The organism is Magnetospirillum sp. SS-4 (assembly GCF_902729425.1).
Taxonomy (GTDB): domain Bacteria; phylum Pseudomonadota; class Alphaproteobacteria; order Rhodospirillales; family Magnetospirillaceae; genus Phaeospirillum.
Window position 1 is genome coordinate 37764 of record NZ_CACVCH010000047.1, and the last position, 13982, is coordinate 51745.

Here is a 13982-nt window from a genome sequence, read left to right on the forward strand (position 1 = left end):
GTTCCTTCTGCGGCAACGATCAGCTGGAGAACAGCACCGGCAGATTCATGTGGGCCAGGATGTGGCGGGTGCCGGCGCCGGCCTTGCCCCGGAACGACAGGATCTTGCCCTCGTGGCCGCCGATCACCAGCAGGTCGGCGTTGAGGTCATAGGCCCGCGACAGCAGCGAATCCATGATGCCCAATCCCTCGGTGTGGACGCGCTCGCCGTTGGCGGGCAGGCCATGACGGCGCAGGTGGTCAACGATGTCGACCGCCGGAGCGCTTTCATCCTTGCGCAGCAACGGGCGGACCGAGGCCACCAGGACCTCCTTGGCGCCATCGATCAGCGGCAGGGCGTCGTGCAGGGCGCGCGCCGACTGCTTGGCCGAGCGCCAGCCGACCACTACCCGCTCGCCGATGGTGGTGACGCCGTCCTCCTGGGGAGCGACCAGGACCGGCCGGCCCGATTCCAGAATCAGGTGTTCCATCAGGGTGGGCGGAACGTGGTCGCCCCGGTGGGTGGCCTGCGACATCACCACCAGATCGACGTAATGGCTACAGAACACCACCTCCGCGATCAGCTCGTCGGGGCTGCCGTGCTGAACCTGCCACCAGCGGGTATCCAGCCCGGCCGCCGCCTTGTCGAAGACCTCCTTGGCTGCCTTGGCGGCGCTGATCAGCGTGTCGCTGGGGCGATGCGCGACCACCGCCGGCCCATGCACCTCGTTGCGGGCGAACAGCCCGGTCAGCCGGGCGCCGAAACGGCGCGCCTGGGCTATGGCCAGCGCCAGACCGGCGCTGGTGGTCACATCGCCATCCACATGGACGAGAATATCCTTGATGCTCATCTGTCCCCACCTGACCCGAAAATCCGTGATCTCTCGACGGTAGTTCACCGCCGGAAGGCTTCGGCGTCAAGCGAAATCACGCAATTCGGTATCAAAATGCGTAATTAGGAGACCCAACCGCAGGTGGTCAGGGCGGCGGCCATGTGATCGGGCACCGGCGCCTCGGCGACAGCCGGCGGCTTGCCGGGATGAAGCGGGACCTCGATCCGGCGGGAGTGCAGCATCAGCCGGTCCCCGGCCAGGGTGCCGGTGCCGCGTCCATAGATGGAATCGCCGACCAGGGGATGGCCGATGGCGGCGCAATGGGCGCGAATTTGATGGGTCCGCCCGGTCAGCGGCTGGCATTCCAGCCAGGACAGGCGGCCATCGCAGCCCAGCAGGCGCCAGCGGGTGAGCGAGGCGAGACCGCCCCGGTCCACCTCCATCCGCCAGCCGTGGCTGCGTTCGCGCTTCTTCAGGGCGAAGTCGATCTCGCCCCCATCGGTTCGCGGACGCCCCACCACCACCGCCCAATAGGTCTTGGCGACCTCGCCCCGGGCGAACAGGTCGCCCAGGCGGGCGAGCGCCTTGCGATGGCGGCCGAGCACCAGACAGCCCGAGGTGTCGCGGTCGAGCCGGTGGGCCAGTTCCGGTGGCCGCGCCAGCCCGAAGGCCAGGGCGCCCAGGTGAAGCTGGAGATGGTCGCCGCCCTTGGGGCCGGCATGCACCGCCAGCCCCGCCGGCTTGTCGATGATCAGCATGGCGGTGTCGCGGTACAGCAGGCGGGACTGGAGCGCCTCGGGGGTCATTCGGCCACCGCCGCCGCGTCGGCCGTTTCCTCCGCTTCCCCGGCACGGCGCTCGGCGGCGACGAAGGTATAGATCACCGGCAGCACGAACAGGGTGAACAAGGTGCCGATACTCATGCCGGCGACGATCACCAGGGCGATGGAAAACCGCGACGCGGCGCCGGCGCCGCTGGCGAACAGCAGCGGCAGCAGGCCGGTCACCATGGCCGCCGTGGTCATCAGGATCGGGCGCAGCCGCAACCCGGCCGCCGCCATCACCGCGTCCCGCCGCGACAGGCCCTGGGTCATCTGGCGGTCGCGGGCGACCTCGCAGATCAGGATGCCGTGCTTGGTGATCAGGCCGATCAGGGTCACCAATCCGACCTGGGTGTAGATATTCATGCTGGCCAGACCCAGCGCCAGCGGAATCAGGGCGCCGCAGATGGACAGCGGCACAGACACCATGATCACCAGCGGATCGCGGAAGCTTTCGAATTGCGCCGCCAGCACCAGGAAGATGATCACCAGCGCGAACACGAAGGTCAGCATCAGGGCGTTGCCTTCCTGGATGTACTGGCGCGACTGGCCGGCATGGTCGACGGTGGCGTCCCTGGGCAGCGTCTGGGCGGCGATGGAGGACAGCAGGTCCAGCGCCTGACCCAGCGTCACGCCGGGCATGGGAAAGGCCTGGATGGTGACGGCGTTCAGCTGGTTGAACTGGTTGAGCGACACCGGCTGTACCCGCTTGCCCAAACTGACCAGCGACGACAGCGGGATGACGGCGCCGCCGGTTCCGCGCACATGGAACCGCCCCAGTTGAGCCGGGTCCAGGCGGAACTCGCGGCTGACCTGGGGAATCACCTGATAGGACCGCCCCTGGAGGTTGACCAGGTTGACGTAATTGCCGCCGGTCAGCGTGGCCAGCGCCTCGCCGATCTGCTGCATGGAAATTCCGAAGGCGGCGGCCTTGTCGCGGTCGATCTCGATCCGGGTCTGCGGGCTTTCGTATTTCAGGTCGGCGTCGATGAAGGCGAACATGCCCGATTCCTGGGCGCGGGCCATGATGGCGTCCTGCATCTCCAGCAATTGCCGGTAATCGGCGGTCGACGCGATGACGAACTGGACCGGCAGGCCGTCGATTCCCGGCAGCGGCGGCGGTGGAAACACCGAGGCCTTGACCCCCGACACGTCGTTCAGGGACATCTGCACCGCCGCCGTCAGGTCCTTGGCGGCCCGCTTGCGGCTGCCCCATTCGGTCAGCACCGCGCCGCCGAAGCCCTGGCTGATGGCGCCCATGCCATTGATCAGGAAACTGTCGTCGACCTCGGGAAAGGCGCGCAGCCGCTGATCGACCTGATGCGAGAACGCCTCCATGAAGTCGGTGTTGGCCGAGGCCGGACCGCTATAGGCGGCGAAGATCACCCCCTGGTCCTCCTCCGGCGCCAGTTCGGTCGGCACCGCCATGAACAGGAACGGCAGGCTGATCATGACGATGGCGGCGAAGGCCAAGGTGGTGGGACGGTCGGCCAGCGAGGCGGCCAGCAGCCGCTCGTAGGTGGCGCGGACGCGCTCGAAGGTCCGGTCGATCAGGGCCGGCAGGCCGGCCCTGTCATGGTCGTGACGCAGGATCTTGGAACACATCATCGGCGACAGGGTCAGGGCGATGACGCCCGACACCACCACCGCGCCCGCCAGGGTCAGGGCGAATTCCTTGAACAGCGATCCGGTCAGCCCGCCCATGAAGGCGATGGGGGCATAGACCGCCGCCAGGGTGATGGTCATGGAGATGACCGGCCCGGCGATCTCGCGGGTGCCGACCAGCGCGGCGCGCACCGGCGGCAGCCCCTCCTCCATGTGGCGGTGGATGTTCTCGACCACCACGATGGCGTCGTCGACCACCAGCCCGATGGCCAGGACCATGGCCAGCAGGGTCAGCAGGTTGATGGAGAATCCCAGCGCCAGCAGCAGCACCGCCACCCCGATCAGCGACAGCGGCACCGTCACCAGCGGAATCGCCACCGAACGGGCCGACCCCATGAAGAGGAAGATCACCACCATGACGATCAGCGCCGCCTCGGCGATGGTGATCGCCACCTCGTCGATGGCGGCCTCGATGAACAAGGTGGAATCGTAGGCGACCTTGGCCGACAGCCCGGGCGGCAACTGCGCCTGGAGTTCGGGCAGGGTGATGTCGCGAACATGGCGGATGACGGTGAGCGGATTGGCTTCGGGAGTGGTGTAGATGCCGACGAAGATGGCGCGGTCGCCACCGGCGAACACGCTCATGTCGTCGCTTTCCGGCCCCAGTTCCACCCGGGCGACATCGCCCAGGCGGACGAGACGGTCGCCGTCCTGCTTGATCACCATCCGGCGGAACTCGTCGGCGGTCTTCAGGTCGGTGTCGGCCTGGGTGTTGATGACGTCGAAGGCGCCCTTGGTCGAGCCGGCGGCGGCGGTGAAGTTATTGCGGGTCAGGGCGGCGCGCAGTTCGTCCGGCCCCAGTCCCTGGCTGGCCATGCGCTCCGGGTCCAGCCAGACCCGCATCGAGAATTTCTGGCCGCCATAGACTTCCGGGTTGGCGACGCCCGGCACGGCGGCCAGCTTGGGCTGGATCACCCGCATGATGTAATCGGTGATCTGCTGCTGGCTGAGCCGATCGGACGAGAACGACAGATAGGCCGAGGCGAAGGATTGGCCGGTTTCCTTCCTGATCACCGGATCGTTGATGCCGCGCGGCAGCAGCGAACGCACCTCGGCGGTCTTGCTCATCACGCCGGTCATGGCGGTGCCGGGGTCCTCGTTCAGGCGGATGAAGGCCTTGATTTCCGAGACGCCCTGCAACGAGCGCGAGGTCAGGTAGTCGATGCCCTCGGCCGTCGCCACCGCCTTTTGCAGCGGCTGGGTGACGAAACCCTGGATCAGATCGGCATCGGCGCCGGGCAAGGTGGTGGTGATGGTGATCACCGTGTTGGTCATCTCGGGATATTGCCGCACCGGCAGGCTCGTCAGCGCCCGGAGGCCGACGAACAGGATCAGCAGGCTGATCACCGAGGCCAGGACCGGCCGCTTGATGAAGATGTCGAACATGATGGTCCTTTCAATGTCCCCAGGCGCCGGCGCCCGGTCAGCGGGCCGCCGTCTGGCCGGGCAGCTTCAGCGGGTCGTCTTCGGCCAGCCGGACCAGGCTGCCGTTCTCCAGCTTCACCTGTCCCGAGGTCACCACCTGATCGCCGGCCCGGATGCCGTCTTGGATCACCACCTGCCCGTCGCGACGCTCGCCCAGCTTGACCACGACGCGCTCCACCGATTTGGCTCCGTCGCTCTCCCGCACCACGAATACCGAATCGCCATGAAGATTGTAGGTCACCGCCGAGGCCGGCACCGCCACCACCTTGCCGACGGCGGGACGCTCGATCTCGACGCGGGCGAACATGCCGGGGCGCAGACGGCGGTCCGGGTTGGGAAAGCTGGCCTGGACCGTCACCATGCCGGTCTTGGAATCCACCTGGGGTTCGATGGCGACGATGGTGCCGTCGAAACTTTCACCGGGCCAGGGATCGGCGTTCATGCGTACCTTTTGTCCAACCGCCAGGGCCGGCAGGTCCTTCTGCGACACCGAGAAGTCGCACAGCATCATCGACAGGTCCTGAAGGGTGACCACGGTCTGGCCGGGCTGGAGATACTGGCCGAGGTCGACCCGACGCAGCCCGACCACGCCGTCGAACGGCGCCGTGACGGTCTTCTTGCCAATCTGGGCGTTAAGGGCGGCGACGCGGGCCTGACGCACCTTATGCTCGGCCTCGGCGCGTTCCAGCGCCGAGACGCTGACGGTGTTGGAGCGCTGTAGAGCGGCGCTGCGGCCCAGGCTGGTCCGCGCCAGGGTCAGTTCCGCCTCGGCGCTGCGAAGCTCGCTCATCTCCACATCGGTGTCCAGGCGGACCAGCGTCTGGCCGCGCCGGACCTCCTGGCCCGACTGGAAGGCGATGTCCTTGATCAATCCGGCGGCGGAACCGGCCACCTCAACTCCATTGACCGCTTGCAGGGTGCCGACCGCCGGAATCACCAGCGTCCACTCCTCCAGCCCGGCGCGGGCAGTGGTCACCGCCACCACCGGACGGGGCTGGCTGGCGAAGAACTGCTTGATCATGGAATTGCGGAAGGCGACGAAACCGAACACGCCGCCGAACAGGATGGCCGATCCCGCCAGCATGACGATCATCCGCCGGGTCTTCATGACGGTTCTCCTTCCTTCGGGGTCAACAGTTCAAGGGCATGGTTCATCAGGCGTTCGCAGGCGTCGGCCTCGCACAGGCGAAGCCCCATCAGGCGCTGGAAATACAATCCGTCCATGGCGGTGCAGATCAGTCCGGCGCGGGTCATGTCGGGGCTGTCGCTGGCCAGACGCTCCATCCACTTCGCATACATGGCGTGGACGGGCTCCATCAGCACAGGATTGACGGTGACGGCGGCCAGCAGGGCGCCGCCCACCGGATCATTGGCCGGGCCGGTGGGATCGAAGCAGGCGCGGACCAGGGTTCGCGCCCAGCGATACGGCCCCTCCGGCTCGCGCTGGTAGTATTCCTGGTTCAACTGGTCGCACTGGTCGATCAGCCGCTGCACCATGCCGCGGATCAGGTCATCCTTGCTCTTGAAGTGATAGAGCACGCCGCCCTTGCTGATGCCGGCCTTGCGGGCGGCCTCGTCCAGGGTCAGCCTGGCCACGCCCTGATCGCGGACGATGGCCATGGCTGCCTCGACAATGGTCTCGCGGGTTCCCATCACCCCTCCTACTGTACCGTCCAGCCGGTATAGTAGGAGGGGGTGATGGCGGGAGTCCATCCCTACGGAAGCATAGAGAGACAGGAAAGTCGTATGCTTGAAGAGAGGGTACCCCTACCCTTCGGTCATCACCTGCTTGACCGCGCCGGCCAGCTGCTTCAGGGAGAACGGCTTGGGCAGGAAGTGGATGCCGGCATCGGGATCGATGCCGTCACGGGCCACGTCCTCGGAATACCCCGAGATCAGGATCAGCTTGATGGCGGGACGCTCCATCCGGACGAAGCGTGCCAGGGTGACGCCGTCCATGCCGGGCATGACCACGTCGGAAATCAGCATGTCGATGGCGTCGTCGCCGCGCAGAACCTCGACCGCCTGCTCGCCCGACCGGGCCTCGATGACGGTATAGCCCTTGTTGCGCAAGGCTCGCGCCCCGAACAGCCGCACAGCGTCCTCGTCCTCCACCAGCAAGATGGTGCCGTGCCCGGTCAGGTCGGTCTCGGCCGCCTCCGGCGACGGCGACGGCCTCCTGACCTCTCCCGCCGGCTCGGCGTCGATGCGCGGCAGGTGAATGGTGAAGGTGGCCCCCTGCCCCGGCTGGCTTTCCACGAAGATGAAGCCATCGGTCTGGCGCACGATGCCATAGACGGTGGACAGGCCGAGACCGGTGCCCGCCCCCACTTCCTTGGTGGAAAAGAACGGCTCGAAGATGCGGGCGACGTTCTCCTTGGAAATGCCGGTGCCGGTGTCGGACACCTCGATCAGGACGTATTCGCCGGCCGGCATCAGTTCGGGGCCTCGCTGCACCGGCTGGTCCACCCGGACCGCGTTGGTGCGGATGCTGAGCGTGCCGCCGCCCGGCATGGCGTCACGGGCGTTGACCGCCAGATTGATGATGACCTGATCGAACTGGCCGGGATCGACCCTGACCAGCCCCAGGGCGCGGCCGTGGGTCATGCGCAGTTCGATGGTCTCGCCCAGCAGGCGGCGCAGCAGGTTGGAAAGCTCGGCCAGGGCGTCGGTGACGTTGAGCAGACGCGGCTGCAACGCCTGACGCCGCGAGAACGCCAGCAACTGCCGCACCAGGGAGGCGGCACGGTTGGCGTTCTGCTTGATCTGCATGATGTCGGCGAAGCTTGGATCGCCGGCGCCGTGGCGTTGCAGCAAAAGATCGCAAAAGCCGATCATGGCGGTCAGAAGATTGTTGAAGTCGTGGGCGACGCCGCCGGCCAGCTGGCCCATGGCCTGCATCTTCTGGCTCTGAGCGAACTGGACCTCAAGATTCCGCTGCTCGGTGGCGTCGATGAAATGGATCACCAGACCGGAAATCTCGCCGTCCTCGTGGCTTGGACTGACGAACAACTGGGCGATCAGGTCGCGCCGCCCCCTCAGCCGCACTTCAAGATGGGTACCCGGCTGCGAGCCCGACAGCACCTTGGCCAGTTGCTCGGACGCCTGCTGACGGTTCTCGTCGGCGATGAGATTGGTCACCGGCCGGCCCACCATGTCGTCGCGGTCGGTGCCCAGCATGGCCTGAAGCGCCAGATTGCAGCCCCCGACCCCGCCGTCCATGTCCACCAGGGCGATCCCCACCGGAGCGTCGTCGAACAGCCAGCGAAAGCGGCGCTCGGCGGCGCGCAGCGCCCGTTCCCATTGCTGTTCCGGCACCAGGTCGCGCACCACCACCGAACGGGTGAACATCTCCCCGCCCTCGTCGTAAACCGAGTGGGCCACCAATCCCTGGAAGACGTCGCCGCTGCGACCGCGCAGCCGCAACTCGGCCCGCTCTTCCTCGGGATTGGGAACGGCGCCGAACACCTCCGCCAGATTGCGGCCGATGATTTCGTCGCCGCCCTTGCCCAGCCATTCGGCCAGACGCTGGTTCACGTAGCGGACGGTGCCGTCGGCGTCGGCCGAATAGCAACCCACCGGCAGGAAATCGACGAAATCGGACAGCAGTTCGTTTTCGCGGCGCAAGGTTTCCTCGATGGCGCGCCGCGCGCTGATGTCCTCCGCCATCCAGGCGACCGCTCCGTCCGGACCGGCGGAGGCAACCTCCAGCGCCAGCCATTCGCGGCCACCGCCGGCCATGGCCAGCCCGATCTCGGCCCGTCGCGGCGCCCCGACGGCGGCGGCGGCGTCCAGACGCTCCAGATCCGCCAGGGCGCGATCATCGTCTCCGGCCCTGGTCTTCAGCACCGACAGCGGATCGCCGGCCTCGGCCAGCAGCCGGCGGCCAGCGGCGTTGCGATAGAGTTCGGATCCGTCCCGCCCAACCACCAGCACGGCGCGGTTTTCGGATTCCAGGACGCCGGCCAGGGTGGCGGCGGAGGCGAGTCCGCCCCGTCCCGAACCGAAAATCCGGTTCCGCAGCCGTTCCAGCCAGGAGGATGTGCGATCAGTGCGCAAGTGTGCCCTTCAGCTTCATGACGTAGCCAATGACCTCGGCGACCGCCTTGTAATGTTCGGGCGGCACTTCCTGATCCAGTTCGACGGTGGCGTACAGGGCACGGGCCAGCGGCGGGTTCTCGACGATGGGGACCTCGTTCTCGTCGGCCAGTTCGCGAATGCGCTTGGCGACCAGATCGACGCCCTTGGCCACCAGCACCGGCGCTCCCATGGAGTCCATGTCGTATTTCAGCGCCACCGCGTAATGGGTCGGGTTGGTCACCACCACCGAGGCCTGGGGCACCGCCGCCATCATGCGCTGGCGGGCGCGCTGCATGCGCAGCGACCGCAAACGGCCCTTGACGATGGGATCGCCCTCGGCCTGCTTGTGCTCGTCCTTCACCTCCTGCTTGGTCATGCGCATCTTTTCCATGAAATGCCAGCGCTGGTAGAGGTAATCCGCCACCGCCAGCGCCGCCACCATCAGCATCACGATGATGATCAGCTCGATCACCTCACGCCGCAGATAATCCATCGAGGCGAACAGATCGACGGCGGCAAGGCCAAGCACGTCATTGGTCCGAGCCCGCAGGAACATATAGATGACGACGCCGACAATTCCTATCTTCAGCAGTGACTTAATGAAATTAACAAGGTTCATCATCGAAAATATGCGGCCGAACCCCGCAATTATGCTTAACTTATTAATGTCAGGCTTCATTTTTTTGGCGACAAACATCAAGCCAACCTGCGAGATATTCGAAACTACGCCAAAAATCAGCATGACCATCAACGGAAACATCAGCACCTTGATCAGACCCATGACCTGATCCGACAGGATGATCCCCATGTCGGCGCGGTCCATGGCGAAGGCATGGGGGCGCTCGATGAAGGGCAGCATCATGCGCAAGACGTCGCGTCCCATGAACGGGCTGATGATGGAGACCAGGACCAGGGTGCCGGCCAGCCCCGCGAAGATCTTGATCTCCTGGGACTGCGGAACGTTGCCCTCGTTGCGGGCGTCGCCGAGTTTCTTGCCGGTTGGGTCTTCTGTTTTCTCGCTGTCGTCCTCGGCCACCGCATCACCTCGGAATCATGTAGGGGTGAAGGGTGGTCTCGAAGAAGCGCAGGAACAATCCCAGCACCATCGGCAAGGTGATCAGGAACATCCAGATACCCACCAGGATCTGCACCGGCTGGGCGATGAAGAATATCTGAAGCTGCGCCACCAGCCGCGACAGCAGGCCAAGGCCGCTATAGAACATCAGCCCGAAGACGATCAGCGGCATGGCGAACTGGGTTCCGATCTTGAAGGTTTCGGTGACCAGATGCGACAGCGTCTCGGTGAAATCGCCCCAGGGCAACGGCAGCCCGGGGGGAAACAGGTCGTAGGATTCGACGATGGCCACGAACATCATGTGATGCAGGTCGGTGACGAACAGCCCAAGCATCGCGACATTGGTGAGAAAGCTGGTGACGAGCTGGCTTTGCTGCTGGGCGATGGGGTCGAAGGAAAAGGCGTTGGTCAGCCCCACCTGATAGCCGATCATCGACCCGGCCAGGCTGAGCACCGACATGATGAACATCACGATGGTGCCGATGAAGGCGCCCACCACCACCTCGCCGAACACCAGAAGGATGACGCCGCCATAGGTGGGGGGAACGGCGACGAAATGCCGGCCCAGCAGCGGCAGCATCAGGAACGAGACGGCCAGCGCCAGACACAGGCGAATCCGCTTGCTGACCAACTGTCCGCCAAGGCCGGGCAACAGCATGATGGCGGTGCCAAGGCGCGTGAAGACCAGCAGGAACTTGAAAACATCCAGTTGAAGAAGTTCGGCCAGCACCGCGCTCAGCCGCCGCCGGCGATGATCTTGTCCATGACCGACCGCCAGAATTCGATCAGCGAGTTCAGCATGAACGGCATGAAGATGATCATCGACCCGAATCCCAGCAGCATCTTGGGCACGAAGGTCAGGGTCTGTTCCTGAATCTGGGTCAGGGTCTGGAAGATCGAAATCAGAAGCCCGACGGCCAGCCCGGTAAGCAAGGTCGGCGCAGCCACCTTGATCATCACCATGATGGTCTGCTGGGCGACGTCGATGAGTTCCGCCTCGGTCACCGGAAGGCCGCCTCAGATCGGCATACGCAGGATTTCGTTATAGGCGTTGATCACCTTGTCGCGGACATTGACCACGGTTTCCAAGGTGGTCTCGGCGCTGGCGACGGCGGCGACCACGTCGCGGATGTCGGCCTTGCCGGCGATGGCCGACAGCGAGACCTGCTCGGCCGCCTTGGTGGTGCCGACCGCCATCTTGGCGGCGTCCTTGAGGACGCTGGCGAAGTCGGTCCCGACGCCTTCCTGGGCGTCGGGGCCGCCCTTGTCCTTGTCCAGGCCGGCCAGCGGATTGGCGGCGGCGCGATAGGCGGAGATGGCGGATGTGAAGTTGGACATGGCCTTGATTTCCTGACAGAGCCGGCGTCACCCCGCGGCCGGGAGACGCCATTATGATCGAATCAGCGGAGCATCTCCACCGTGCGCGTCATGAGGGTGCGCGAGGTGTTGATGACGTTCATGTTGGCTTCGTAGCTGCGCTGGGCCTCCCGCATGTCCATCATCTCGATCAGCGGATTGATGTTCGGGGCCAGGATATAGCCGTCACGGTCGGCGGCGGGGTGCTTGGGATCGTAGCGGCGCTGGAACTCGGAATTGTCGGGCCGCACCTTGTCGACCTTGACGGCACTGATGCCACTGGCCCGGTCAAGCTCGGTCCTGAAGGTGACCACCTTGCGGCGGTAGGGCAATCCTTCCGGAGTCTGGGCGACCGAATCGGCGTTGGCCATGTTTTCCGACACCACCCGAAGGCGCTCCGACTGGGCCTTCATGCCGGCAATGGCGATCCTGGTGCTCTTGGTCAGTTCGTCCATGATCGTTCCCCGATTCTAGCGGCCACCGACCGCCATGCGAATCATCTTCTGGTATTTCTGGAACAGCGCCGCCGAGGTGTTGTAGGCGGTGCTGGACTCGCCCAGCTTGGCCATCTGCTCTTCCAAGATGACGGCATTGCCGTCGGGAGTGGATTCGAAGGCCTTGCGCTGAACGACCGTCTTGAACGGGTCTGGGGCTTGCGCCGGCACGATGTGCTTGGCGTTGGTGGCGACGGCGTTGACCGGAACGGCGGTGGTCCCGGCCAGAACTTCCTTGAAGTCCGGCGCCTTCAGGTCGCGGGGCAGATAGCGCGGCGTGTTGGCGTTGGCGATGTTCTCGGCCAGCACCTCCTGACGCTCGGCCAGCCAGTCCATCCGCGCCTTGGTCATCTTGAAGATATTGAGACTACCGAGCATCGCCAGACCCCTTGCCGCCCGGCGGACGCCATGTCCGAGACGGCGCTGTTTCGCCATGGTCAGTATGGGCGGGCGCGCTTAAGAAACGGTAAAGCGCGCCATCGCCCTCGCGTCCATTGTCCCCTCCCCCACTTAAAGCTTTTTTAAGCGCGACGGGCCGAGACTTCCGCCATGACGCCCAAGGGTCGGGCGCGACCGATGGTGTGACATGGGCGGCAAGGGCAAGGACCTGTGGAACGAACACGCCGAGGCGGCCGGCCAGACCGGCAGGCGCCCCGGCCGCGCCGTCGCCGTGGCCCTTCACCACGACCCCGACCAGCCCGACCTGCCAAAGGTGGTGGCATCGGGACGCGGCGGCGTCGCCGAGCAGATTCTCGAACTGGCCTTCGCCCACGGCGTCAAGGTCCGGACAGATCCGGACCTCGCCGAGGTTCTGGCTGCCGTCGAGGTCGACACGGTTATTCCGGTAGAGGCCTTCGTGGCGGTCGCCGAAATCCTGGCCTATGTCTATCGCGCCAACGGCCGCGCGACGGCGGCGGACCGGACATGAGCGGGCTTGAGCGCATCCGCCAGGAACTGGAAAAGGCGGTGTCCCTGGTGGAAACGGCGCGGCGCCTGCTGGCCACCGGCACCATGGTCGATCTGGCGGCGCTGGAAGGCAAGGTTCGCCGGATTTGCCGCGGCACCCTTGACCTGAGCCGCGAGGACGGACAATCGCTGCGTCCGCAGATGGAAACCTTGATCGCCGACCTCGATCTGCTGGCCGAAGCCCTCCGTGAACGCTACGATCCCGACGGCCAGAGATTGACACCGGAGCCCTGATGGAAGCCTCGACCTATCTTCGCTTCGTTCTATCCCTGACCGTGGTCCTGGGAGCCATCTTCGCCGCCATGTGGGCCTTGAAGCGCTGGGGCCTGGGACTGGTCATCCCCCGCGCCGCCCGCCCCGGCGGCGCCAGCCGCCTGGCCCTGGTCGAGGCGCTGCCGCTGGACGCGCGGCATCGGCTGGTGCTGGTGCGGCGCGACGACCACGAGCATCTGCTGCTGCTGGGGGGGGAAGGCGGCCTGGTGGTGGAGCGCGACTGCCCGCCGCCCCGCTTTCGGGTGCCAGCAGCCTCTCCGGAGGCCGGATCATGATCAGCCGGACCCGTCTGACCCTGGCGGCCATCGCCGGCATCGGCACCGCCGCCGTCGCCTGGCCGGTGCTGGCCCAGTCCATCAGCATCGACATGGGCGGCAGCCCGGCCAGCGCCAGCAGCCGCATCATCCAGTTGGTCGCCCTGACCACGGTGCTGTCACTGGCGCCATCCATCGTGGTGATGGTGACCTCGTTCACCCGCTTCGTGGTGGTGTTCGGCTTCCTGCGCCAGGCCCTGGGCACCCAGCAGGCGCCGCCCAACACGGTCCTGGTCAGCCTGGCCATGTTCATGACCGCCTTTGTCATGGCGCCGACCTTCGAAAAGGCCTGGGAGACCGGCATTCAGCCGGTGATGGACGGATCGCTGGACGAGATGGAGGGCTTCGGAATGGCCATCAAGCCGTTCCATGCCTTCATGATCAAGCATGTCAGGCCCCAGGACCTGAAGCTGTTCATGGACCTGTCCAAGGCCAAGGAGGTCGCCAATCCCGAGGACGTGCCGCTGAAGGCGCTGATCCCGTCCTTCATGATCAGCGAATTGCGCCGCGCCTTCGAGATCGGCTTCCTGATCTACCTGCCGTTCCTGGTCATCGACATGGTCATCGCGTCGGTGCTGATGAGCATGGGCATGATGATGATTCCGCCAGCCATGATCTCGCTGCCGTTCAAGCTGATCTTCTTCGTCATGGTCGACGGCTGGTATCTGGTGGTGGGCTCGCTGGTGCAAAGCTACGGATAAGG

Annotated in this window: 16 protein-coding genes; 4 read left to right on the plus strand and 12 right to left on the minus strand. The window is 65.6% G+C overall.

All coding sequences use genetic code 11. The features are described from left to right. Positions 1 to 19: 19 nt before the first annotated feature. The 12 genes from MTBSS4_RS06830 to flgB form a co-directional block, all read right to left on the minus strand. Entirely contained in the window at positions 20 to 829 is an 810-nt protein-coding gene (locus tag MTBSS4_RS06830; RefSeq protein WP_173982653.1) for a universal stress protein, read from the minus strand. Positions 830 to 933: 104 nt separating this feature from the next. Further along, positions 934 to 1617 carry an RluA family pseudouridine synthase gene (locus MTBSS4_RS06835; protein WP_173982654.1) on the minus strand — a complete coding sequence of 228 codons (684 nt, stop codon included), beginning with the start codon at positions 1615 to 1617 and terminating at the stop codon, positions 934 to 936. After that, complete coding sequence (locus MTBSS4_RS06840) at positions 1614 to 4682, minus strand: efflux RND transporter permease subunit (protein ID WP_173982655.1); 3069 nt, start codon at positions 4680 to 4682, stop codon at positions 1614 to 1616. Before MTBSS4_RS06840 ends, MTBSS4_RS06835 begins: the two co-directional genes overlap by 4 nt. Before the next feature lie 37 nt (positions 4683 to 4719). Next, complete coding sequence (locus MTBSS4_RS06845) at positions 4720 to 5829, minus strand: efflux RND transporter periplasmic adaptor subunit (protein WP_173982656.1); 1110 nt, start codon at positions 5827 to 5829, stop codon at positions 4720 to 4722. Continuing rightward, positions 5826 to 6374 (minus strand): TetR/AcrR family transcriptional regulator, encoded by a 549-nt coding sequence (locus MTBSS4_RS06850; protein ID WP_173982657.1) that lies wholly within the window; start codon positions 6372 to 6374, stop codon positions 5826 to 5828. The genes MTBSS4_RS06845 and MTBSS4_RS06850 overlap by 4 nt, the downstream gene beginning before the upstream one ends. 114 nt (positions 6375 to 6488) lie before the next feature. Next, positions 6489 to 8780: a PAS domain-containing sensor histidine kinase gene (locus MTBSS4_RS06855; protein WP_173982658.1), complete on the minus strand. Its 2292-nt coding sequence runs from the start codon at positions 8778 to 8780 to the stop codon at positions 6489 to 6491. After that, positions 8770 to 9837 (minus strand): flagellar biosynthesis protein FlhB, encoded by a 1068-nt coding sequence (flhB, locus tag MTBSS4_RS06860; protein WP_173982659.1) that lies wholly within the window; start codon positions 9835 to 9837, stop codon positions 8770 to 8772. The genes MTBSS4_RS06855 and flhB overlap by 11 nt, the downstream gene beginning before the upstream one ends. Before the next feature lie 4 nt (positions 9838 to 9841). Beyond that, complete coding sequence (gene fliR, locus MTBSS4_RS06865) at positions 9842 to 10606, minus strand: flagellar biosynthetic protein FliR (RefSeq protein ID WP_173982660.1); 765 nt, start codon at positions 10604 to 10606, stop codon at positions 9842 to 9844. Between the two features lie 5 nt (positions 10607 to 10611). Beyond that, complete coding sequence (fliQ, locus tag MTBSS4_RS06870; RefSeq protein WP_173982661.1) at positions 10612 to 10881, minus strand: flagellar biosynthesis protein FliQ; 270 nt, start codon at positions 10879 to 10881, stop codon at positions 10612 to 10614. 12 nt (positions 10882 to 10893) lie between these two features. Beyond that, positions 10894 to 11214 carry a flagellar hook-basal body complex protein FliE gene (locus tag MTBSS4_RS06875; protein WP_173982662.1) on the minus strand — a complete coding sequence of 107 codons (321 nt, stop codon included), beginning with the start codon at positions 11212 to 11214 and terminating at the stop codon, positions 10894 to 10896. A 62-nt stretch (positions 11215 to 11276) separates the two neighbouring features. Beyond that, entirely contained in the window at positions 11277 to 11687 is a 411-nt protein-coding gene (flgC, locus tag MTBSS4_RS06880; protein WP_173982663.1) for a flagellar basal body rod protein FlgC, read from the minus strand. 15 nt (positions 11688 to 11702) lie between these two features. Then, complete coding sequence (gene flgB, locus MTBSS4_RS06885) at positions 11703 to 12104, minus strand: flagellar basal body rod protein FlgB (RefSeq protein WP_173982664.1); 402 nt, start codon at positions 12102 to 12104, stop codon at positions 11703 to 11705. A gap of 208 nt (positions 12105 to 12312) precedes the next feature. Here flgB and MTBSS4_RS06890 point away from each other — a divergent pair, with 208 nt between their 5' ends. The 4 genes from MTBSS4_RS06890 to fliP are packed head-to-tail and all read left to right on the plus strand — an operon-like array spanning position 12313 to position 13980. Beyond that, a complete protein-coding gene (locus MTBSS4_RS06890) occupies positions 12313 to 12654 on the plus strand; it encodes an EscU/YscU/HrcU family type III secretion system export apparatus switch protein (RefSeq protein WP_173982665.1) in 342 nt (113 codons plus the stop codon). Then, complete coding sequence (locus tag MTBSS4_RS06895) at positions 12651 to 12926, plus strand: hypothetical protein (RefSeq protein WP_173982666.1); 276 nt, start codon at positions 12651 to 12653, stop codon at positions 12924 to 12926. The genes MTBSS4_RS06890 and MTBSS4_RS06895 overlap by 4 nt, the downstream gene beginning before the upstream one ends. After that, positions 12926 to 13240, plus strand: coding sequence for a flagellar biosynthetic protein FliO (locus tag MTBSS4_RS06900; protein ID WP_173982667.1), 315 nt, complete (start codon positions 12926 to 12928; stop codon positions 13238 to 13240). Before MTBSS4_RS06895 ends, MTBSS4_RS06900 begins: the two co-directional genes overlap by 1 nt. After that, on the plus strand, positions 13237 to 13980 hold the full coding sequence (gene fliP / locus MTBSS4_RS06905) for a flagellar type III secretion system pore protein FliP (RefSeq protein WP_173982668.1): 744 nt from the start codon (positions 13237 to 13239) through the stop codon (positions 13978 to 13980). The genes MTBSS4_RS06900 and fliP overlap by 4 nt, the downstream gene beginning before the upstream one ends. Positions 13981 to 13982: the final 2 nt, after the last annotated feature.